This window comes from Mycobacterium sp. IDUB_28 (genome assembly GCF_055419285.1).
This window is the reverse complement of sequence record NZ_JBVAXK010000003.1, coordinates 386,708-407,144: the sequence shown is the minus strand read 5'-3', so window position 1 is coordinate 407,144 and position 20,437 is coordinate 386,708. Positions and strand designations below refer to the sequence as shown.

The window sequence follows — 20,437 nt, the reverse complement described above, 5'->3', positions numbered from 1 at the left end:
GTACCGATCGGTACCGACCCGCCTGGCCGGCACCGGTAGCGTGCTAGCGGTGAGGTTCGCCATCTCGATCCCCCAACTCGGCTCGCCGGACTTCGACACCGCGCAGTTGCAGGACTACCTCGCCCGCGCCGAAGAACTGGGTTTCGAGGGCGGGTGGACCCTGGAACAGGCCATCGGCGGGTCAGCCCTGCTGGCGCCCCTCGAGGTGCTGGCCTATGCCGCGGCGTGCACCCGGCGGCTGCGCCTGGGGGTGGCCGTGCTGGTGACGTCGCTGCACGATCCGCTGCAGCTGGCCTCAGCCGTGACCGCCGTCGACCGGCTCAGCGGCGGCAGGCTCGACCTCGGCGTGGTCGCCGGCGGAGGTTCGCGCCGGTTCGGCGCTTTCGGCATCGAGAAGTCCACGCATGTCCGGTATTTCACCGAGGGGCTGGAATTGATGCGCGCCGCCTGGTCCGACGAGCCGACGGTGAACTTCCACGGCCGGTTTCGCGACGTCGACAATCTGCCGATCCAACCCAAACCCGTGCAACGGCCGCATCCACCGATCTGGTTCGGCGGACGCGCCCCCGCCGCCCTGGCCCGCGCGGCCCGCCTGGGCGATGCGTTCATCGGCGCGGGGTCGTCGACCACCGCCGCGTTCGCCGAAGCGGTGCGCATAGTGCGCACTGAACTGGCCGGCCAAGGCAGAGATCCCCGGCGGTTCACCATCGCCAAACGCGTCTACGTGATGGTCGACGACGACGCCGAGCGTGCCCGCGACACAGCGCTGGCCGGGCTGTACCGCATCTACGGCGAGAGGTCCGGCCTGGAGGCGGTCGCGGTGACCGGCACCCCGGCGCAGGTGGCCCGCGGGCTGTCCGAGGTCATGTATGCGGGCGCGCAGATGTTGCTGCTCAATCCCGTCGGCGCTGACGTTGCGCAGGACCGCGAGCAGATGGAACGGCTTGCCCTGGAAGTGATTTCGCGGCTGGGTTAGAGCTCGGTGGCCGAACCGCCCGCGGCGGTGATCTTCTCGCGGGCGCTGCCGCTGAACTTGTGCGCGGTCACCTCGACGCCGACGGTCAGCTTGCCGTCGCCCAGCACCTTGACCAAGCTGTTCTTGCGAACGGCACCCTTGGCCACCAGCTCGTCGACGCCGACCGTGCCGCCCTGCGGGAAGAGCCGGTTGATGTCACCGACGTTGACCACCTGGTACTCGGTGCGGAACCGGTTGCGGAAGCCCTTCAGCTTGGGCAGTCGCATGTGGATGGGCATCTGCCCACCTTCGAAGGTGGCCGGCACGTTCTTGCGGGCTTTGGTGCCCTTGGTGCCGCGGCCCGCGGTTTTGCCCTTGGAACCCTCACCGCGACCGACGCGCGTGCGCGCCGTCTTCGACCCGCGCGCAGGCTTGAGGTCGTGCAGTTTGATGGTCACTTGGCCTCCTCCACCTCAACGAGGTGACTCACCACGGCGATCAGACCGCGCGTCTGTGCGTTGTCCTCACGGATCACCGAGTGGCTGATCTTGCGCAGGCCCAGGGTGCGCAGGCTCTCGCGCTGCTTCCAGCGCGCCCCGATGGTGCTGCGCACCTGGGTGATCTTCAGTTGACTCATGGTTGTGCTCCCGCTTCTCGGTTCTGGGAGGCACTGGCCAGCGCATCGCTTTCGCGGCGCGCCTTGAGCATCCCGGCCGGGGCGACATCCTCGATCGGCAGACCGCGCCGGGCGGCCACCTCCTCGGGGCGCTGCAGCATCTTGAGCGCGGTGACGGTGGCGTGCACCACGTTGATCGCGTTGTCACTGCCCAGCGACTTCGCCAGAATGTCGTGCACGCCAGCGCATTCCAGCACCGCGCGGGCGGCGCCACCGGCGATCACACCGGTACCCGGGCTGGCCGGACGCAGCAGCACGACGCCGGCCGCGGCCTCCCCCTGCACCGGATGCGTGATGGTTCCGCGGATCAGCGGGACCCGGAAGAAGCCCTTGCGGGCCTCCTCGACACCCTTGGCGATGGCCGCCGGGACTTCCTTGGCCTTGCCGTAGCCGACGCCGACCATGCCGTTGCCGTCACCGACGATGACCAGGGCGGTGAAGCTGAACCGCCGACCACCCTTGACCACCTTGGAGACGCGGTTGATCGCGACGACCCGCTCCAGGTAGTTGCTCTTGTCGCCGTCACGGTCGCGGTCGCGGCCACCCCGGCCACCACCGTCGCGCCGGCCTCGCCCATCGCGGCTGTCACGGTTGTCCGGGCCCCGGTTGTCTGCCGAGCCTCCAGCGGACTGCTCCGCCATTATGCGGTCCTTCCGTTTATCAGGCTTGCGTTGTTCATCAGAATCGCAATCCGTTCTCGCGGGCGGCATCGGCCAGAGCCGCGATTCGTCCGCCGTAGGTGTAGCCGCCGCGGTCGAATACCACGGAGTCGACGCCGGCAGCCTTGGCCCGCTCGGCGATCAACTGGCCGACCCGCACGCTGCGGGCCTTCTTGTCCCCGTCCAGGCCGCGAACGTCGGCTTCGATGGACGAAGCCGCGGCCACGGTGGTGCCGTTGAGGTCGTTCACCAGTTGCACGTGAATGTGCCGCGACGACCGGTTCACCACGAGGCGGGGACGCTCCGCGGTGCCGGAAACCTTCTTGCGCAGCCGTGCGTGCCGGCGCAGCCGGGACACCCGCCTGGTAGCGGATACGTTCTGCCCCACTGTCTTTCGCGCGTCGGATGCAGTCTGTGATTGCGCCATGACTACTTACCTGTCTTTCCGACCTTGCGGCGGATCTGCTCACCCTCGTAGCGCACGCCCTTGCCCTTGTAGGGGTCGGGGCGGCGCAGGCGGCGGATGTTCGCCGAGATTTGGCCGACCTTCTGCTTGTCGATCCCAGAGATCGTGAACTTGGTGGGCGCCTGCACCGCGAACGTGATGCCCTCGGGCGCCTCGATCACCACGGGATGGCTGTAGCCGAGCGCGAACTCCAGGTTGGTTCCCTTGAGCTGCACGCGGTAACCGACGCCGTGGATCTCCATCTTGGTGGTGTAGCCCTCCGTCACACCCGTGACCAGGTTGGCCACCAGGGTGCGGGACAGCCCGTGCAGCGAGCGGTTCTGCCGCTCGTCGTTCGGCCGGGCCACCACGATGGCGCCATCGTCGTTGCGCGACACCGTGATCGGGTCGGCGACGGTCAACTCCAGGGCGCCCTTGGGGCCCTTGACCGAGACGTTCTGGCCGTCGATGGTGACGTCGACTCCGGACGGGACCGGAACCGGTTGCTTACCGATACGTGACATGTCTGCTTACCCCCTTACCAGACGTACGCGAGGACTTCGCCGCCCACGCCCTGCCTGGCTGCCTGGCGATCGGTGAGCAGACCCGAGGACGTCGAGATGATCGCCACACCGAGGCCACCGAGCACCCGCGGCAGATTGGTGGACTTGGCGTACACCCGCAGACCGGGCTTGGAGACGCGCTTCAAGCCCGCGATGCTGCGCTCGCGGCTGGGTCCGTACTTGAGCTGCACCACCAGCGACTTGCCGACCCGAGCATCCTCGGTGTGGAAGTCGGTGATGTAGCCCTCGCTCTTGAGGATCTGGGCGATGTTCGCCTTGATCTTCGAGTGCGGCAGGCTCACTTCGTCGTGGTACGCCGAGTTGGCGTTGCGCAGCCGCGTCAAGAAGTCTGCGATCGGATCCGTCATAGTCATCGGGCGCTACTCCTCTTCGTCGCTGCGCTCCGCATCGTCGTCATCGCGGTCATGATCAAGTCCCTACGTCCCGTCACCAACTGCTCTTCTGCACGCCGGGCAGCTCACCCGCATGCGCCATTTCGCGCAGGCAGATCCGGCACAGCCCGAACTTGCGGAACACCGCGCGCGGACGGCCGCACTTGCTGCAGCGCGTGTAGCCGCGTACCGCGAACTTCGGCTTGCGTGCGGCCTTGTTGACCAATGCCTTCTTCGCCATTACTCAGTTCTCCTTGAACGGAAAGCCGAGGGCCCGCAACAGCGCTCGTCCTTCGTCGTCGTTCGTCGCCGAAGTGACGACGCTGATGTCCATGCCCCGCACCCGGTCGATCTTGTCCACGTCGATCTCGTGGAACACCGACTGCTCGGCGAGGCCGAAGGTGTAGTTGCCGACACCGTCGAACTGCTTGGGCGACAAGCCGCGGAAGTCACGGATACGCGGCAGCGCGATCGAGGTGAGCCGGTCCAGGAACTCCCACATCCGGTCGCCGCGCAGCGTGACCCGGGCGCCGATGGGCATGCCCTCACGTAATTTGAACTGCGCGATGGATTTACGCGCTTTGCGAATTTCCGGACGCTGCCCGGTGATCAGGCCCAGGTCGTTGACCGCGCCGTTGATCAGCTTTGCGTCGCGGGCGGCCTCGCCCACTCCCATGTTGACCACGACCTTGGTCACCGTCGGAATCTGCATCACGTTGGCGTAGCCGAACTGCTTGTGCAGCGCGTCGCGAATCTCGTTGCGGTAGCGCTCTTTCAGGCGCGGCTGAGTTTTCTCTGCAGTGGTCATGCTAGATGTCCTTGCCATTGCGCTTGGAGATGCGGACCCGCTTGCCGGTTTCCTCGTCGACCCGGTAGGTGATCCGGGTCGGCTTGCCGTCGGAGTCCACCACCATCACGTTGGAGACGTGGATCGGAGCCTCCTGGGTGACGATGCTACCGGAGCGGGCGCCGCGCTGGTTGGTCGAGACAGCGGTGTGCTTCTTGATCCGGTTGACGCCTTCGACCAGTACCCGGTTGCGCTCCGGGTAGGCCTGGATGACCTTGCCTTTGGCGCCCTTGTCCTTGCCGGCGATGACCAGCACGGTGTCGCCCTTGTGGACCTTCATCTACAACACCTCCGGTGCGAGCGAGATGATCTTCATGAACTTCTTCTCGCGCAGTTCTCGGCCGACCGGGCCGAAGATGCGGGTGCCGCGCGGGTCGTTGTCGGGCTTGATGATCACCGCGGCGTTCTCGTCGAACTTGATGTAGCTGCCGTCGGGACGACGGCGTTCCTTGACGGTGCGCACCACGACGGCCTTCACCACGTCACCCCGCTTGACGTTGCCGCCGGGGATGGCGTCCTTGACCGTGGCGACGATGACGTCCCCGATGCCGGCGTAGCGTCGCGACGATCCACCGAGCACCCGGATGCACAAGATCTCCTTGGCGCCGGTGTTATCGGCGACCTTCAGCCGCGATTCCTGCTGAATCACTCGATCTCCTGACCTGGTTTTGACGTGTGCACGGCAGGAGAAACTCACCCAACGTGCGCGGTCTGTTCGTCACCGAAGAGCACGCAGGGCCAGCAGGTGCTCTCGCATGCCGGCCGAGGTCTGCCCAAGGCAACCCCCTGAGTCTAGGGGAAGGCCAGCTCAGCGCCAAATTGCGAAGTGAACGCCACCCGGCGGATCAGTGACGCCGGCGTTTGAGCCGCCCGGATCAGGCAATACGCCCCGCGTGCGAATAGTCATCACCGGAGCATCCGGCAACGTCGGGACCGCGTTGCTGCGCAGGCTGACAGCCGGTGGAGCAGACCACGAACTGATCGGCGTCGTGCGACGCCCACCACCGCCCACTGGGGTCTATCAGCGGGTCCAGTGGCACGCGATCGACCTCGCCGAGGCAGACTCGGCCGCCGAGTTGCCCGCCATCGTCGCGAGCGCCGACGCCGTCGTCCACCTCGCCTGGGGGTTCCAGCCCACGCGCAACACCGAGTATCTGACGCGTCTCGGCGTCGGTGGAACCACCAGGGTGCTCCAGGCGGCGCACTCGGCCGGGGTGGGCCAGTTGCTGCACATGTCGTCGGTCGGAACCTACGCGGCCGGACGCTACGGCGAGCGGGTGGACGAATCGTGGTCGACCAGGGGCATTCCGTCATCGCCCTACAGCCGCGACAAGTCCGCCGCCGAGGCCCGACTCGACGAATACCAGAGCACGCACGGCAAAGATGCGGTGCCGATCACCCGGATGCGGCCGGGCTTCATCGTGCAGCGTGCCGCCGCCAGCGGGTTGATGCGCTACGCGCTGCCCGGATACGTGCCCATGCGCGTTATACCCCTGCTGCCGCTGTTGCCCCTGGATCGCGGGTTGACCATCCCGTTGGTCCACGCCGAGGATGTCGCCGACGCTTTCATCGCGGCGCTGGAGCGACGTGCCACCGGAGCCTTCAACCTGGCGGCCGAACCCCCGATCACGCGGCAGGACGTCGCGCAGGTGCTCGGCGCGCGGTCCGTGCATGTGCCCGCCGGCCTGCTGGGGACCCTGGTGGACCTCAGCTGGCGCGCCCGATTGCAGCCCATCGACCGGGGCTGGTTGGATATGGCGTTCGGCGCCCCGCTGCTGGACTGCTCGCGCGCCCGCGCCGAGCTGGACTGGAATCCGCGATTCTCATCGGTGCAGGCGCTTGCCGAGGTGATCGACGGGGTGGCCGGCGCGGCGCACACCGACAGCGCGCCGCTCCGCCGCCGGTCGATGTTCGAGCAGCTGTACCGCGACCTCACCAAGGGTCCGTTGAGCACCCGTCAGCTGCCCTGACCGAGCTGAGGTGGGCGGCGACGTCGGCGGCGAGGCCAGGGGCTCGTCTGCGGAACGACCGCAACGGGCCGATCAGCGGCTCCTCGTAGCCGGCGAACCACAATCCCGCTGCGGCGCTTGGTGTTCCATTCACCAGCGGCGCACCGTCTGCGTCGAGCACGCCGAGGTGACCGACCATCGACTCGAGTCCGCGCCGGTATCCGGTGGCGGCGATGACGACGTCGGGTCGCACCGTGGTGCCGTCCGTCAGCAACACGCTGTCGCCGTCGAATCGTTCGACGGCTGTCACGATCTCGATCCTGCCGCCTCTGACCTTGGTTACCAGTTCGTCCGCCACGGTGGGGATGCGACCGTCCTGGAGTAGCGCACTGTAGATCCCCTGCGCCGGGGCCGGCAGCCCGCGACCGCTCAAGTCGCCGAACCACAGTCGTTGCGCTACCGCGGCGGCGCGGTCCAGGACCGGCACCGGCAGATGACTGAAAGCACCGGTGAACGCATCGACAGGCAGTCCGGCGACTGCGCGCGGCACCAGATGCGGTGGTGTTCTGATAGCCATCCGGACCCGACCGGCGGCGCCGTCACACAGTTGCAGGGCAATGTCGGTGCCGGAATTTCCCGAGCCGACCACCAGGACGTCACGCCCGGCATAGGGCAGCGCGTTCTGGTAGTCGGCGGCGTGCAGGACGGCACCGGTGAACTGTTCGAGACCGGGCCAGGGCGGCAGCATCGGCGTGTGATAGTTGCCCGCAGCCACGATCACCGCTGTGGCAGTGAAGGTTTCGTGATCGGTCACCAGCCGCCACCTACCCGCGTCGCGGTCCAGCTGGTGCACCGTCACACCCAGGCGCAGTCGCAGGCCCTGACGCCGTGCGTACTCGTCGAAATAGCTGACCATGTCCTCGCGGCCCGGCCAACGCCCGTACCGGCGGGGAATGCGCTGACCCGGCAGATGGGACCAGAAGCCGCACGTGTTCAACCTGAACCCGTCGTAGAGCTGCCGCCACGACGATGCCGGGGTGTCGGCGCGGTCGAGCACGAGTGCGTCGATTCCCCGGTCGTGGCCCAGCTGGCGAGCCACGGCCATGCCGCACGGGCCGGCGCCGATGACGACGACCTGCTCGGAGCTCAGTCTCCCTGCCGTATCCACGCGCAGATATACAACGTCATCGCCACCACCAGTCCGATCAGCACCCACTGCACGATAGCCTGGTCGATCCAGGAACCGGGTGGTGGCGAGCCGGGCAGGAAATTGCGCAACGGCACCACGGCGAACAGCATCGCGGCATACCAACTGGCGATGGGCGGCAGGAACTTCCGTTTGTTGAGCAGCATCGGAATCGCCACCAGCAGCGCCAGGGTGGGCAGCGCGATCAGCACCAGGCAGATGCCCAGGTCGAAGATCAGCGGACCCTTTGCCCGCTTGAAGGTGATGACGACATTTCCGTTCTCCATAGTGCGTGACGTCGGCAACGCGGCGGGGTCGTGGACCCGGCTGACGCTGATGTCCCACCCGTCCAACGATCCGGTCACCTCGACGCGGGCCGGCACCTTCCGCAGGCCTTCGGCAAGGCTGACGAACGCATCTGCTGAGATCGGTTCAGTGCGATACGTGTCGAAGGGCCAGTTTCCGGGATCGCCGTGCGCCTCGACGGTGCTGGTGAGTTGGGCTGGAGCCTGCCCTTTCGGATAATGCAGGTCGCCCAGGTCGCTCGGCGGATACAGGCGCACGGCGACATCGGTGCCCAATACGTCGAAGCGGTTGTCGTACGCCGAAATTGCCGGATAAACAAGAACATTCACGGTAAGCCGGTTGGTGACAGGCTTCAGCTCCTCTAACCGCAGCTGCACGATCGTGGCATCGCCCCCGCCCTGGCTCAGGTCCAGCGGCGGTAGCGGCCCCGCTGACTTCTGCAGGAAGTGAACGCCGATCAGGGACAGGGCGTAGGTGATCACGACGAGCGTGACCACCCCGACGCCGATCAGGATGCGGGGTTTGTCCGGCTTCTTGCGGACCGGTTTCGTCTTTGCGGGCGGCTCGCCGGCCGCGTCTGGGGAGCTCTCCGCCGCCGGACCCGGCGGCGCTGCGGTGGTCATCGACCGCTACCAACCCAGACCTGCGTATCCGAGCCAACTCGTCGGGACACGGGGTCCGATGCTAGCGAACTCGTGCCGCCTGCGCGTCCCGGGTGAAGTAGCTTCACCCGCAGTCCATCTCGCGGTAATGCGCAGGTCGCTTTGCCTGCGGCCGAGGCGGCACACTCCCTGTGAGATCGGTGTGGGAATCATTGGGCTACAGACGGTTTGGCGACGCCCAGGACTGGTCGAACAGCCGCCGGACACCAGGGATTCATCCGGTGCCGACGGACGGTTCATGCACTGTTCGCTTGCGCACCGATTTCGGCGGTTGTAAATGTCAAGGTGCGTCGCAACCAGGACGACGGGATCGATTGCGCCGCTGCGCATCGCTGCGCGCGGCTGAAACCTCTGTTGTTCTCAAGGGAGCCATAGCATGAAGCGCCACCGACGTAGTGGGACGATGGCCGTGCTGGCCACCGGGGTGCTGGCCCTCGCGGGGTGCAGCAGCGCGGCCCATGCGACCCTGCCGTACACCAACGGAGCCAAAGTGGACTGTGGCGGCAAGCAGACGTTGACGGCCAGCGGGTCGACAGCGCAAACGTTCGCGATGCAGCGCTTCGTCGACGCCTACCAGACCGCCTGCCAGCAACAGACACTCAGATACGAAGCGATCGGGTCGGGCGCGGGTATCAGTGAATTCCTCTCCGGCAAAACCGATTTCGCTGGTTCGGACACGCCGTTGTCCGGTGATCAGTACGCCGCCGCCAAGCAACGCTGCGGCGGTGCCGACGCGTGGAACCTGCCCGTGGTGTTCGGCCCGATGGCCATCACCTACAACCTCCCGAACGTGGACTCGCTGGTGCTCGACGGTCCCACGCTGGCCAAGATCTTCAACGGCACCATCACCCGCTGGGACGACCCGGCCCTCACCGCGCTCAACGCATCCATGCCGGCAGCGGAGATCCGGGTCATCTACCGCAGCGACGCCTCCGGCACCACCCACAACTTCCAGTCCTATCTGCAGGCCGCATCCGGCGGCGCGTGGAGTCAAGGCGCCAGCAAAACGTTCAGCGGGGGCGTCGGCACCGGGGCGGTCGGCAACGACGGCACGGCGGCGCTGGTGAAGTCCACCGAGGGCGCGATCAGTTACAACGAACTGTCCTTCGCCCTCAAGCAGGGGCTCTACGCCGCGGAGATCAAGACCCCGGCGAGTCGCCGGTCGCTGCGGCCGGTCCGGATCGGCACCGACGCGCTCGGCAAGACCATTCGGGGCGCCAAGATCGTCGGCCGGGGAAACGACATCGTGCTGGATATCTCGTCGTTCTACAACCCCGCCCAACCCGACGTCTACCCGATCGTCATGGCCACCTACGAGATCGTCTGCTCCCGGTACCCCTCGTCCGATGTCGCGATGGCGGTCAAGGCGTTCCTGCAGGCGGCGATCGGCCCCGGCCAGGTCGACCTGAACCGGGTCGGTTACATCCCGTTGTCCCCGCAGTTCCAGGCGAGGGTCTCCGAGGCCGTGGACGCGATCAGCGCTCCCGGCGCCGCCCAGGCCGAAGAATGATCTGACCCGGTCAGTCCGACTGTTTTCGATAGGCCATGATGAACAGGGTCATCGCGACGATCAGCGCGAGCAGCACCCACAGCGTGATCGCCTGGTCCACCCACGACCCCTCCGGGGGCTTGCCCGGGAAGATGTTTCTCAGCGGGACCACCGCGAACAGCATGGCGGCGAACCACGACACGAACGGGGGCAGGAACTTCTTCTTGCCCAACACCATCGGGATGGACACCCACAATGCCAGCGCCGGCAGGGAGATCAACACCAGGATGATGCCCAGGTCGAAGATCAGCGTGCTCTTGGACCGCTTCAATGTGATGATCACGTCGTCGGGCCGGGGCGAGGACTGGGTGGATTCCCCCACCCGCCTGACGCTGACGTCCCAGGCACCGACATTTCCGATCACCTCGACGCGGGCGTCTTCTTTAGTCCGGTTGTCGCCGGTCCCGGCGTAGACCTCGGCCTGGATGGTGCCGGTGGTGTAGGTGTCGAAGGGCCAGTTGTTCGGATCGCCCTCCGCGTCGATGTAGGTGCTCTGCTGAGCCGGTGACTTGCCGACCTTGTACTCCAGGTCTCCCAGGTCGTTTTCCGGGTACAGGCGCACGGTGAGGTCTTCGGTCAGCGTGTGGAAATTCTTGTTGAACTTCGAATCTTCGGGAATGACAAGCACACTCACCTTCAACCGGTTGTTCACCGTGTCCAGTTCTTCGACCTTCACCTGCACCACGGTGTCCTCGGTGGTGCCGAAGTCCGGTGCGGGTAGTTCTTCGGACGAGGTGGCCAACAGGTGGACCCCGACCAGCGAAAGAACGTAGACCACCACGACGGCGAGGATCACCCCGAAATCGATCAGGATGCGCCTACCGCGGGAGGGTTGCTTCGGCGTCAGCGGAGTTGTCGGCGGCGGTGCTGTCGGTGGCTGCGCGGGCGATGCGGGCGGTGGGGCCTGATGGCTCATCGGACGCAGCCTTTCATTAGCAAGGGCGAAGAAAGGCTATTGAAACTCATAGAGATTCCCGCCGCAATGCGCCGCGCGAATTTATTCGACGCGGGTCGAATCCGCCGCACAGCGAAACCCGATGTGGGTTGTCGCGGTGTCCTGCGACTGCGGCGAGCGGGCCGCGGGCCGGTACCGGTGGCAATATTCCGGCGCGCACAGGTGCGAGCCCCCTTTGAGGGTTTGGCTCACCGCAGGGTCGGCCGGTCCCACGGGGCTACAGCAGGCCTTCGGGGGGTGATCGACGCGGTGATGTGCGCTGAATTCCGTTGTGGTCCACTCCCACACGTTGCCGATCATGTCGAGCAGCCCGAGGTCGTTGGGCGGGAACGTACCCACCGGAGAGGTGCCGATCCACCCCAGCGCGCCGTCGTTGCGGTACGGGAACCTGCCCTGCCAGGTGTTGGCCATCAACCGGCCGCCGGGCCGCTCCTCCTCGCCCCAGGCATAGGTACCGGCGGCACCGGCCCGGGCGGCGTACTCCCACTCCGCCTCGGTGGGCAACCGCCGTCCGGCCCACCGCGCATAGGCCGCAGCATCGGGATAGGCCACCTGAACGACAGGGTGGTCGGCTTTGGCGGCCACCTCGCTGTCCGGGCCGAGCGGGTGTCGCCAGCGTGCGCCCGGCGCCCAGTCCCACCACTGCCGCCAGTCCCGCAGATCGACCGGCCCCGGTGTGGTACGGAACACCATCGCCCCCGGGCACAGCTCGGCCGGGTTCGCCCCCGGATACAGCGCCGGGTCCAGAGGCTGTTCGGCCACCGTCACATAGCCTGTGGCAGCGACGAATTCAGCGAACTGCGCATTGGTGACCGGGTGCTTCTCCAGCGCGAAACCAGCAACGGACACGGTGTGGATCGGCGCCTCTTCGGGATAGAAGCTCGTCGACCCCATCCGGAAAGCGCCGCCGCTCACCTCGACAAGCTCGGTCAGCACCTCTTCAGGGTATGACGACCGCGAAATCCTGCGTCAACGTGGATTTGGCCGCGCTGAATCCGGGGGAACCGGATCTGCCCTCGAGATGAATGGTCACCAGGTATTGCTTGGTGTTCGTCCAGATGTGGGTGACGCGGTCGGCGAAGTCGATCCCGCCGGAGGGCCCCTGCAGGGTGCCGGTGAGCTGTTCGCTGCTGAAACCACAGAACGGCGCGCCCGTCACCGATAATTTCAGACGCGGCGCCGTGCCGCCGACGCCGGCGGTATGGCGCAGGAAAGCGCTCTCCGGTTCCAGTTCCGTCGCGGTGATGGTCACCGTGGCGGACATGGCGTGCGGACCGGTCAACGTCAGCGCCGTATCCCCGTCGCCGGGTGCCGTGCTCCACCCGTCGGGGACGCTGATCGTGATGCGCGGCGCGGCCGGGTCGGCGACCGCGGCGACCGCGGCGGGGCCGTCCCCGTCCGGGGCCGCAGGGCAGACCAGCGTCTCGGGTGCCAGGTTCTCGGACTGGGTGGCCGCGATGCCCGGCACCGGCATCGCAGGGTCCGAATGCTGAGGCGGTGCAGCAGTCCCCCCGGTGTTCTGGCAACTGACGACCACCATCGAGATGCCCAGCAGAAAACCCAACCCGACCAGCCGACGCACCGCGGACTCAATCCCGCGAAAAGGCAAGCGCGATATCTTTTTCCACGTCTTCGTAAGGCCGGCCCGACAGGTCGACGGTGACCTGGGCGACGGTGGCACCGGTCAGGATGAACGGCGCCTTGTAGCGACTGGACACGCTCGAGCCACCATTGCGGCCCACCGTGAGGCCGGCGCCGGCCAACCCGAATGTGCCCGGATGGGACACCACTTCCGGCAACGTCCCGACCACGTGCTCATCGAAATAGAGCGTCACGTCGCCGATCGGAGTGTGACTGTTCGGGACGGTGCCGCTGCGTTCGTAACGAACACCGAACAGGTGCCGACCCAGCGGGATAGGGCCATTGGACGAGACCTCCTGCTGGCGCTCACCGAGAAAGTTGTAGACGTAATGCAGGCGCCCGTCCTGCAGGAACAGCACGTGCCCGCCGTGCGCGCTGCCCTGTTTGAACAGCACGCCTTCGGCTCCGGTGGTGTCCACGGTGACGTCGGCCAGCACCGCGAACGAACGGCCGCGAATCTCGGCGACCGAGCCGATGCCCACGTCGGCGCAGTTGGGGTAGTAGACGTAACTGTTGCGGTCGCCGCTCAGATAGGGCCGGAACCTGGTCAGCGTCTCGAGCATGTTCAGGTCGGCCAGCGGCAGCCCGTTGTACTTCTCCGCCTCGGCGAACCACAACGCCTTGAGTTCTTCGAGCTTCTCCGGGTGCTCGGCGGCCAGATCGTGGCACTGGCTGCGATCGGCGTCGAGGTGGAACAGCTCCCACTGGTCTCTGTCGAAGTGCGACCAACCCGCGGGCGAGGCGGCGTGGATGGTGTTGGCGAACCACCCTTCGTGCCAGATCCCCCGGGTGCCGAGCATGGTGTAGAACTGCGTCTTCTTGCCGGTGTCTGCCGCTGGATCATCAAGGGCGGCTTTGAAACTCACCCCGTCGAGGGGTTTCTGCGGGATGCCCTTGACGGTGTCCGGGGGCGTCATTCCCAAAAGTTCGTACACGGTCGGGGTGATGTCGCAGACGTTGATGTAGTTGTCGCGGACCGCACCGTGCGCGGCAATGCCGTTGGGCCAGGAGATGATCGCGGTGTCGGCGATACCGCCCTCGTGCGACGAGTAGCGCTTGAACAGCTTGTACGGCGTGTTGAAACCCATCGCCCAGCCGATCGGATAGTGGTTGTAGGTCTCCGGCCCGCCGAGGTGGTCGAACTGCTTCATGCTTTCTTCGACGGTGTCGATGTAGCCGTTGAAGAACTTGCCTTCGTTGACCGATCCGTTGGGACCGCCCTCACCGCTGGCGCCGTTGTCCGAGATCACCACAATGATGGTGTTGTCCAACTGGCCGGACTCGTCGAGATAGTCGAGGATCCGGCCGATCTGGGCGTCGGTGTAGCTCAGGAAGCCGGCGAACACCTCGGCCATCCGGGCGAACAGCTTCTTCTCGTCGTCGCTGAGCGAGTCCCAGGCCCGCACGGTGTCCTGCAACGGCCACGGCTCGCCGTTGGGTCCTTTGACGTCGATGTAGGGGTTCATCGGCGACAGTTCGGTGTCCGGGGGCACGATGCCCATCGCCTTCATTTTCTCCAGCGTGATGTCCCGGTAGGCCTCGTAGCCCATATCGAACACGCCTGTGTACTTGTCGGCCCACTCGGTGAACACGTGGTGCGGCGCATGGCCGGCGCCGGGGCAGACGTAGCTGAACCACGGCTTGTCGGGTGCGATCACCTTGGCGTCGCGGATGAATTGGATTGTCCTGTCGGCGATGTCCTTGGACAGGTGATAGCCCTCCTCGGGGGTACCGGGGGGATCAACCGGGTGGTTGTCGTACATCAGGTCGGGGTACCACTGGTCCGTTTCGCCACCCATGAAGCCATAGAAGCGTTCGAAGCCGCGCGAAGTCGGCCAGTGCCGCTTGGTCGCGGCCATGCTGGACTCCTCGAGCGGGGTCAGGTGCCATTTGCCCACGCAGTAGGTGTTGTAGCCGCGCTCGTTGAGAACCTCGGAGAGCAGGGCGGTGTCAGCCGGGATGCGGCCGTTGCAGTTCGGGAAGCCGTCGGTGAATTCTTCGATGGTGGCCATGCCGACGGTGGTGGCGTTGCGTCCGGTCAGTAGGGACGCCCGGGTCGGTGAGCACAGCGCGGTGGTGTGGAAATTCGAGAGGCGCACACCGCGCTCGGCGATGCGCGTCATCGCCGGCATCTCGACCAGCCCACCGAAGCAATCCCAGGTGGCGATGCCGATGTCATCCCACACCATGTACAGGATGTTCGGCGAGTTCTCCGGGGCGGTCGGCGCAGCGTACGGGCCCCAGTCCGGCTCCGAATCGCGGATGTCCAGCTCGATCTTGCCCCGAAACTCTGTCGACCCAGTCATAACCGTCGGCCTCACTCCCGTAGTGAACTCATTCGCCGGACATCGCGTGCGAGATTACACCGCGGTGACAGTAACCAGTGGACCGAAGAAAAGCCTGAGAGAAAGTACTTTTCAGCGGAATTCCACGACCAGGCTCTGCAGACCGTTGCGGCGGTTGCTGCGCGCCCACTCGACCGGGGCCACGATGTCCAGCCGTTCGAAGCGCGGCAACAGTTCCCCGAAAAACACCCGCAGCTCCAGCCGGGCCAGGTTGGCGCCCAAACAGTAGTGCACACCTTGACCGAAACCCAAGTGCGGATTGGGCTTTCGGGTGATGTCGAACTCGTCCGGACGGTCGAACACGGCGGGGTCACGGTTGGCCGAGCCTTCCCACACCAACACTTTGTCCCCCGCCTGGACCGGCTGGCCCCCCACCCTGACGTCGCAGGTGGCGGTCCGCCGCTTCGACGGCGACGGCGTGGTCCACCGCACCATTTCCTCGATGGCCGTCGGCAGCAGGCCCGGGTCGGCACGCAACCGGCGCCACTGGTCGGGTCGGTCGGCCAGGGCGAGCAGGCCGACACTTGTGACGTTGCGGGTGGTGTCGGCGCCCGCGCTGAACAGTTGGTGGAAGAACAGGTACACCTCATCGTCGGACAGGAACGGGGCGCCGTCCACGGTGGCATTGGCGACGATGGACAGCATGTCGTCGGTGGGCTGCGTGCGTTTGCGGGCGATCAGTTCGCGGCCGTAGTCATCCCGGCGGGATTCCGGGTTCTTCCCGAAAACCGTTGATACGTAGTCTTTTCGGGAACCGCGAAATTCCAGCACCGTTTCCAGCTCGGCCAGCAGCCAGTGCCGGTCCACCTCGGGCACGCCGAGCAGGATGCAGATCGCCTGCAGGGGCAGTTCCGGGGCGATGTCGACCGCGAAGTCGAACGGCGCGCCCGGTTCGATCCGGTCGAGCAACCGGCGCGCCCGCCCGCGCAGGTCGTCCTCCACCCGGCCGATCATGCGCGGCCCCAGGCCGGAGCTGACCAATCGCCGGATGTCCGCGTGCCGTGGATCGTCCATCATGTTGATCACCTGGCCGGCGACCGGCATGTCCTGCAGCAGCGTGCCCCCGAACGGCCGCTTCCCACCGGTGACCGACGAGAAGGTGGTCGAATCACGAAGCACCGCAATGGTGTCGGTGTATCTGGCGACCGACCAGAAGCCTTCGCCGTCGGGGGTGTGTTCGGTGGGTTCGTGCCAGAACACCGGCGCCTGCTGGCGGTGGCGTCCGAACACCTGGTGCGGGAACCCGTCGGCGAAGGTCGTCGGATCCGTCAGATCGACGCCGAGCGGATTGCCGGCTGCACCCGCAGAGTAGGTTCGCATGTGTTCCGTTTCAGGCGGGAGGACGATACAAGTGGCGCAAGATCCGGGCGTGCAGCAGTCCGGTGCGGTGGCGGCCGACGGCACTGCAGTGGAAATCTACCGCCGCCTGCCGTCGCTGGGCGAGATCGAGTACATCCAATCGCAACTGGCGCCGCACAGTTCGGTGCTCGACCTGGGTGCGGGTACCGGACGCATTGCCGATCCGCTGGCCGAGCTCGGTCACCGGGTCACCGCCGTCGACGACTCACCGGACATGTTGGCCCACATCCGGCATGCGCGCACAAAACAAGCCCGCATCGAGGACCTGCGGCTCGATGAGCAATTCGACGTCGTCCTGGTGATCGGCAACATGGTCAACTACCCGGGTACGCAGCAGCGCAGGTCTGTGTTGGCCACCGTGGCCCGCCATCTGAAAGCCGACGGGCAGGCCATCATTCAGTGGGCGCCGGCGTCACTGCTTGCCGCCCGGCCGGCTGGCTGGTCGAAGTCGCTGACCCTGGACGGGGTGACGACCACCCTGACGATCCACTCCAACAGCGGCGGGATCAGTGCGGGCGAGTTCACGCTGGCCGCCGACGGCCGGGTTTGGCGCCAATCGCTGACGGCCGAGGAGATCTCTGCCGCCGCGATCCGGACCGAGCTGGACCGCGCCGGCCTGGAGTTGACGACGGCCGATCCCGACGACACGCGCTGGCTGCATGCAAAACGGCGCCGGTGACTCATGTCCGCGGCGCCGTTTGCTGGGGAAGATCATTCGCAGGCGTCGTCAGCCTTATAGATCGGCATCGAGTAGACGACCTCGGTCTCGCAGAACAGAACGTCGTGGGCCATGGGAATCTCCTTTGGGTGCAGTGCGCTTCGTTGCTTCATAAATTAGCGCCGTGCCCCGGTGCAGGGATTCCACCGATCGTCGCTACCTTCGGGGGGTTTCCGGCGTCCCCCAATCAGTGGACAAGCGTTGTGGTCCCACCACGTGGTGCGGCTGAGATCGGTGTGTAATGCGCTGAGTCACTGGTGAATTCGGGTTTGCCGTAGGTAGCCAGCCGCAGTTTGAGCAACCCGATGATGTACTGGTCGACGAGCTCACGCAACGCCGGGACGCGGGCCAGGCGACTCACGACGAGATACCGTCCGGCAATGAACGGACCGGTGAGCGCGATGCGTGCGCGGTCCGCCAGTCCGATCGAGACGCCCATGGCGGCAGCGGCGGCGCGGTTGCCGTTGCAGAACGCCCGCACGAAGGACTCCTTGCTGTAACTCTTTTCCACCGCCTCAGCGGCGCGGTCGAACAGCGTGGTGCCCGGCCGCAGATAGGCATCCATGGTGGAGTCGACGAGTTCGCGGCAGACCGCGTCGAACCCGTCGCGCAGCAGCGCCGCGCGGGCGTGCATGACGTGCACGGTGTCACCGGGCGTGGTGGGCAGCAACTCCTCCGGCAGCCCGAGCAGGAAGCAGCGGTACCGGCCGAATTCGACGAGGGCGCGTTCCTCGTCGTTGAACTCCGTGCGGCCCTGTCGCAGCACCTGCTGGGAGGTCAGGTACTGGCCGATCATTCCGGCCGGCATCTGATCGACCTGCGGCACCGGTATGCCGTAGATGTCGACGTCCCATTTGCCGGACTTCTTCAGTGCGTTGTAGCGGACCATCGAGTGCATCAGCCGCACCATGGCGGCCGCCTCAAACCCTGGCCCGTAACGCTTCAACGCACCGGGCAGCGTGGTGACGGCGAAGAAGCTTGCCGTCTCGTTGACCCGACGCGCAGCACGGCGGCCGGAGAGCGCACCGGTCAGACCCATCGGCAGCGCGGCGTAGGTGTTGGTGAACGTCGCGATGAAGGCGCCCCGGGTGATGAAGTGGGCGATCAGCGCCGCCGAGATGCGTGCGGTCTGAGCACCTTCTTCCACCAGGTCGAGGTTGATCCAGTCCGGGGTGGCTTCCATGGCGGCGATGAACGCCGCGAGTTCTTCCGGCGCATCGGGTACCGCCTCGATGCCGTGGCGGCACGCCGTCTTGAGCATGTCGATCAGCGCGGCCACGCTGTAGCGACTCATGAGCGCCGCATACGGGTCGGCCACCACGTCCCCGAGCATGGTGGCCGTTTCCATCAGTTCCCGCACCCGGTCGTCGTGCAGGATCGACTCGCGGTCGCCGACCCAGTCCGGCAGCGACGACTTGTCACCGGGCTGCCCGGTCAAGCGGTAAGGGTGTGCGTCAAAGTCGATGTCGCCGTAGAGGTCTGGCTGTAACTCGCGCTGGCTTGCGACCCGTCGGGCGAGCTCCGGAAAATAGGTGACCATCAAGACCTCTCAATAACTAACACTTTGTGAGCAATAGTCACAAAGTGTTAGTTATGCTGTCAAGTGTGACCCACGCGACCAGGGACGCGCCCAAGCGGCGGATGACAGCCGAAGGTCGGCGCGAGCAGATCCTCGACATCACCCACGCGATCGTCGACGCCGAGGGATTTCACGCGGCGACGCCGAACCGGATCGCGCAGGCGGCCGGCATCAATCGATCGCTGATCTATCAGCAGTTCGGTGACCCGGCGGGCCTCTTTGTCGCGTTGATCGACCGGGAAGCGGCCCGGGCCGGCCAGCAGTTCTTCGGCGCGATCAGCGAGTTGGGCGAGCCCAGCGAACGGAATCAGACGCTGGTGCGCGCGCTCGACGGGGTGCTGGCCGCGGTGGACGCGAACCCGGCGACGTGGCGGTTATTCCTGTTTCCCCCGCAGGGCGCTCCGCCGCAGTTACACACCCGGCTGGCCCAATCTCAGGAGTTGGTCCGGGGATTCCTGACGGCGGAGTTGTTGCGCATCAATCCGGACGTGCACGATCCCGAATACACCGCCCGGATCCTCTACGCCGCCGGCCGGGAACTGCTGCAACTGCGCCTCAGCGATCCCGAGAACGCCACCCGCGAACGGCTGCGCGCGTTGCTGCGGAACCTGCGTTAGTGGCCGGCTACTTGGCCTTCTCGAGAATCTCCACCAGTCGCCAGCGCTTGGTCGCCGAGAGCGGACGCGTCTCCATCAACGAGACGCGGTCGCCGATGCCGGCAATGCTGTTCTCGTCGTGCGCCTTGACCTTCTTGGTGGTCCGAATGATCTTGCCGTACAACGGGTGCTTCACGCGGTCTTCGAGTTCGACGACGATGGTCTTCTGCATCTTGTCGCTCACCACGTAGCCGATGCGCGTCTTGCGACGTCCGCGCGGCTTCGGTGTAGCCGGAGTGTGCTTGGGGCCCTTCTCCTTTGGCGCCGCGTCCGTGGCTGCTTTCGAACTGGAAGCAGCCTTCTTGGGTGCCGCTTTCGCGGGAGTGTTAGCGTCTGCCATCACGATTCCTTATCGCCGTCGGGCCCGGAAGCCAGACCCAGTTCTCGTTCGCGCAGCACCGTGTAGACGCGCGCGATTTCGTGGCGCACCACGCGGAGCCGGCGGTTGTTGCTCAGCTGCCCGGTCGCCAACTGGAAGCGCAGGTTGAACAGCTCTTCCTTGGACTCCCGGATGCGCTCTTGTAGCTCTTCGTCGGTGAGCTCACGCAGTTCACCCGGCGAAATTCCCACTGCCATCAGAACTGATCCTCTCGGGTAACAATGCGTGCCTTGATCGGCAGCTTGTGAATCGCCCGGGTGAGCGCCGCACGCGCGATCTGCTCGTTCGGGTAGCTGAGCTCGAACAGCACCCGGCCCGGCTTGACGTTGACCACCCACCACTCGGGCGAACCCTTACCCGAACCCATCCGGGTCTCGGCCGGCTTCTTGGTCAGCGGGCGGTCGGGGAAGATGTTGATCCACACCTTGCCGCCACGCTTGATGTGCCGGTTGATGGCGATACGCGCGGACTCGATCTGCCGGTTGGTGACGTAGGCGTGCTCGAGGGCCTGGATGCCGTAGTCACCGAAATTCACCGCGGTGCCGCCGCTGGCGATACCGCGCTGGCGGGGGTGATGCTGCTTGCGGTGCTTGACCTTGCGGGGAATCAACATGAT

At 66.1% G+C, this 20,437-nt stretch carries 26 protein-coding genes; 5 read left to right on the top strand and 21 right to left on the bottom strand.

Going from position 1 to position 20,437, the window contains the following annotated elements; genetic code table 11:
* Nucleotides 1-49 precede the first annotated feature (49 nt).
* A complete protein-coding gene (locus ACZYZ9_RS08750; protein WP_463825851.1) occupies nucleotides 50-976 on the top strand; it encodes an LLM class flavin-dependent oxidoreductase in 927 nt (308 codons plus the stop codon).
* Here the strand turns inward: ACZYZ9_RS08750 and rplO are convergent.
* The 10 genes from rplO to rplN all read right to left on the bottom strand — a co-directional run bounded on the left by rplO (nucleotide 973) and on the right by rplN (nucleotide 5,186).
* A complete protein-coding gene (gene rplO / locus ACZYZ9_RS08745; protein WP_463825850.1) occupies nucleotides 973-1,413 on the bottom strand; it encodes a 50S ribosomal protein L15 in 441 nt (146 codons plus the stop codon). The two genes, ACZYZ9_RS08750 and rplO, sit on opposite strands and share 4 nt — an antisense overlap.
* Nucleotides 1,410-1,592, bottom strand: coding sequence for a 50S ribosomal protein L30 (rpmD, locus tag ACZYZ9_RS08740; protein WP_463825849.1), 183 nt, complete (start codon nucleotides 1,590-1,592; stop codon nucleotides 1,410-1,412). Before rpmD ends, rplO begins: the two co-directional genes overlap by 4 nt.
* Nucleotides 1,589-2,272 (bottom strand): 30S ribosomal protein S5, encoded by a 684-nt coding sequence (gene rpsE, locus ACZYZ9_RS08735; protein WP_463825847.1) that lies wholly within the window; start codon nucleotides 2,270-2,272, stop codon nucleotides 1,589-1,591. The genes rpmD and rpsE overlap by 4 nt, the downstream gene beginning before the upstream one ends.
* 37 nt (nucleotides 2,273-2,309) lie before the next feature.
* Nucleotides 2,310-2,678, bottom strand: coding sequence for a 50S ribosomal protein L18 (gene rplR / locus ACZYZ9_RS08730; RefSeq protein WP_463825988.1), 369 nt, complete (start codon nucleotides 2,676-2,678; stop codon nucleotides 2,310-2,312).
* Between the two features lie 41 nt (nucleotides 2,679-2,719).
* Nucleotides 2,720-3,259, bottom strand: a complete 540-nt coding sequence (gene rplF / locus ACZYZ9_RS08725; protein ID WP_463825845.1) for a 50S ribosomal protein L6 — start codon at nucleotides 3,257-3,259, stop codon at nucleotides 2,720-2,722.
* Between the two features lie 14 nt (nucleotides 3,260-3,273).
* Complete coding sequence (gene rpsH / locus ACZYZ9_RS08720; protein WP_463825843.1) at nucleotides 3,274-3,672, bottom strand: 30S ribosomal protein S8; 399 nt, start codon at nucleotides 3,670-3,672, stop codon at nucleotides 3,274-3,276.
* Between the two features lie 73 nt (nucleotides 3,673-3,745).
* Nucleotides 3,746-3,931, bottom strand: a complete 186-nt coding sequence (locus ACZYZ9_RS08715) for a type Z 30S ribosomal protein S14 (protein WP_011739072.1) — start codon at nucleotides 3,929-3,931, stop codon at nucleotides 3,746-3,748.
* A 3-nt stretch (nucleotides 3,932-3,934) separates the two neighbouring features.
* Nucleotides 3,935-4,498, bottom strand: a complete 564-nt coding sequence (rplE, locus tag ACZYZ9_RS08710) for a 50S ribosomal protein L5 (protein ID WP_463825840.1) — start codon at nucleotides 4,496-4,498, stop codon at nucleotides 3,935-3,937.
* Nucleotide 4,499: 1 nt separating this feature from the next.
* Nucleotides 4,500-4,817, bottom strand: a complete 318-nt coding sequence (rplX, locus tag ACZYZ9_RS08705) for a 50S ribosomal protein L24 (RefSeq protein ID WP_463825838.1) — start codon at nucleotides 4,815-4,817, stop codon at nucleotides 4,500-4,502.
* The gene (gene rplN, locus ACZYZ9_RS08700; protein WP_036352708.1) at nucleotides 4,818-5,186 is read right to left on the bottom strand and encodes a 50S ribosomal protein L14; all 369 of its coding nucleotides are present in this window, start codon (nucleotides 5,184-5,186) and stop codon (nucleotides 4,818-4,820) included.
* Between the two features lie 244 nt (nucleotides 5,187-5,430).
* Here rplN and ACZYZ9_RS08695 point away from each other — a divergent pair, with 244 nt between their 5' ends.
* A complete protein-coding gene (locus tag ACZYZ9_RS08695) occupies nucleotides 5,431-6,507 on the top strand; it encodes an NAD-dependent epimerase/dehydratase family protein (protein WP_463825836.1) in 1,077 nt (358 codons plus the stop codon).
* Here the strand turns inward: ACZYZ9_RS08695 and ACZYZ9_RS08690 are convergent.
* Both ACZYZ9_RS08690 and ACZYZ9_RS08685 read right to left on the bottom strand, forming a co-directional pair.
* Nucleotides 6,470-7,654, bottom strand: a complete 1,185-nt coding sequence (locus ACZYZ9_RS08690) for a flavin-containing monooxygenase (protein ID WP_463825834.1) — start codon at nucleotides 7,652-7,654, stop codon at nucleotides 6,470-6,472. The genes ACZYZ9_RS08695 and ACZYZ9_RS08690 overlap by 38 nt on opposite strands.
* Nucleotides 7,633-8,601: a DUF4436 domain-containing protein gene (locus ACZYZ9_RS08685; RefSeq protein ID WP_463825832.1), complete on the bottom strand. Its 969-nt coding sequence runs from the start codon at nucleotides 8,599-8,601 to the stop codon at nucleotides 7,633-7,635. Before ACZYZ9_RS08685 ends, ACZYZ9_RS08690 begins: the two co-directional genes overlap by 22 nt.
* 415 nt (nucleotides 8,602-9,016) lie before the next feature.
* Here ACZYZ9_RS08685 and pstS point away from each other — a divergent pair, with 415 nt between their 5' ends.
* On the top strand, nucleotides 9,017-10,150 hold the full coding sequence (gene pstS / locus ACZYZ9_RS08680) for a phosphate ABC transporter substrate-binding protein PstS (protein ID WP_463825830.1): 1,134 nt from the start codon (nucleotides 9,017-9,019) through the stop codon (nucleotides 10,148-10,150).
* A gap of 10 nt (nucleotides 10,151-10,160) precedes the next feature.
* Here pstS and ACZYZ9_RS08675 read toward each other — a convergent pair whose 3' ends face one another.
* From ACZYZ9_RS08675 to ACZYZ9_RS08655, 5 genes are all read right to left on the bottom strand, one after another.
* The gene (locus ACZYZ9_RS08675; protein ID WP_463825828.1) at nucleotides 10,161-11,105 is read right to left on the bottom strand and encodes a DUF4436 domain-containing protein; all 945 of its coding nucleotides are present in this window, start codon (nucleotides 11,103-11,105) and stop codon (nucleotides 10,161-10,163) included.
* A gap of 81 nt (nucleotides 11,106-11,186) precedes the next feature.
* Nucleotides 11,187-12,080, bottom strand: a complete 894-nt coding sequence (locus ACZYZ9_RS08670) for a formylglycine-generating enzyme family protein (protein WP_463825826.1) — start codon at nucleotides 12,078-12,080, stop codon at nucleotides 11,187-11,189.
* A gap of 4 nt (nucleotides 12,081-12,084) precedes the next feature.
* Nucleotides 12,085-12,726, bottom strand: a complete 642-nt coding sequence (locus tag ACZYZ9_RS08665; protein WP_463825824.1) for a hypothetical protein — start codon at nucleotides 12,724-12,726, stop codon at nucleotides 12,085-12,087.
* A gap of 7 nt (nucleotides 12,727-12,733) precedes the next feature.
* Nucleotides 12,734-15,091, bottom strand: a complete 2,358-nt coding sequence (locus ACZYZ9_RS08660) for an arylsulfatase (protein WP_463825822.1) — start codon at nucleotides 15,089-15,091, stop codon at nucleotides 12,734-12,736.
* Between the two features lie 111 nt (nucleotides 15,092-15,202).
* Nucleotides 15,203-16,450 (bottom strand): cytochrome P450, encoded by a 1,248-nt coding sequence (locus ACZYZ9_RS08655; RefSeq protein ID WP_463825820.1) that lies wholly within the window; start codon nucleotides 16,448-16,450, stop codon nucleotides 15,203-15,205.
* Between the two features lie 31 nt (nucleotides 16,451-16,481).
* Here ACZYZ9_RS08655 and ACZYZ9_RS08650 point away from each other — a divergent pair, with 31 nt between their 5' ends.
* A complete protein-coding gene (locus ACZYZ9_RS08650) occupies nucleotides 16,482-17,168 on the top strand; it encodes a class I SAM-dependent methyltransferase (RefSeq protein WP_463825818.1) in 687 nt (228 codons plus the stop codon).
* A 226-nt stretch (nucleotides 17,169-17,394) separates the two neighbouring features.
* Here ACZYZ9_RS08650 and ACZYZ9_RS08645 read toward each other — a convergent pair whose 3' ends face one another.
* The gene (locus ACZYZ9_RS08645) at nucleotides 17,395-18,747 is read right to left on the bottom strand and encodes an oxygenase MpaB family protein (RefSeq protein WP_463825816.1); all 1,353 of its coding nucleotides are present in this window, start codon (nucleotides 18,745-18,747) and stop codon (nucleotides 17,395-17,397) included.
* Nucleotides 18,748-18,848: 101 nt separating this feature from the next.
* Between ACZYZ9_RS08645 and ACZYZ9_RS08640 the strand changes: the two genes are divergently transcribed.
* Complete coding sequence (locus ACZYZ9_RS08640; protein WP_463825987.1) at nucleotides 18,849-19,403, top strand: TetR/AcrR family transcriptional regulator; 555 nt, start codon at nucleotides 18,849-18,851, stop codon at nucleotides 19,401-19,403.
* A gap of 7 nt (nucleotides 19,404-19,410) precedes the next feature.
* On the opposite strand, the gene rpsQ is transcribed toward ACZYZ9_RS08640, so the two are convergent.
* From rpsQ to rplP, 3 genes are read right to left on the bottom strand one after another with little or no spacing between them, the layout of a single operon-like run.
* Nucleotides 19,411-19,785 carry a 30S ribosomal protein S17 gene (gene rpsQ, locus ACZYZ9_RS08635; protein ID WP_463825815.1) on the bottom strand — a complete coding sequence of 125 codons (375 nt, stop codon included), beginning with the start codon at nucleotides 19,783-19,785 and terminating at the stop codon, nucleotides 19,411-19,413.
* Nucleotides 19,782-20,018, bottom strand: coding sequence for a 50S ribosomal protein L29 (gene rpmC / locus ACZYZ9_RS08630; RefSeq protein ID WP_463825814.1), 237 nt, complete (start codon nucleotides 20,016-20,018; stop codon nucleotides 19,782-19,784). The genes rpsQ and rpmC overlap by 4 nt, the downstream gene beginning before the upstream one ends.
* The gene (gene rplP / locus ACZYZ9_RS08625; RefSeq protein WP_463825813.1) at nucleotides 20,018-20,434 is read right to left on the bottom strand and encodes a 50S ribosomal protein L16; all 417 of its coding nucleotides are present in this window, start codon (nucleotides 20,432-20,434) and stop codon (nucleotides 20,018-20,020) included. The genes rpmC and rplP overlap by 1 nt, the downstream gene beginning before the upstream one ends.
* Nucleotides 20,435-20,437: the final 3 nt, after the last annotated feature.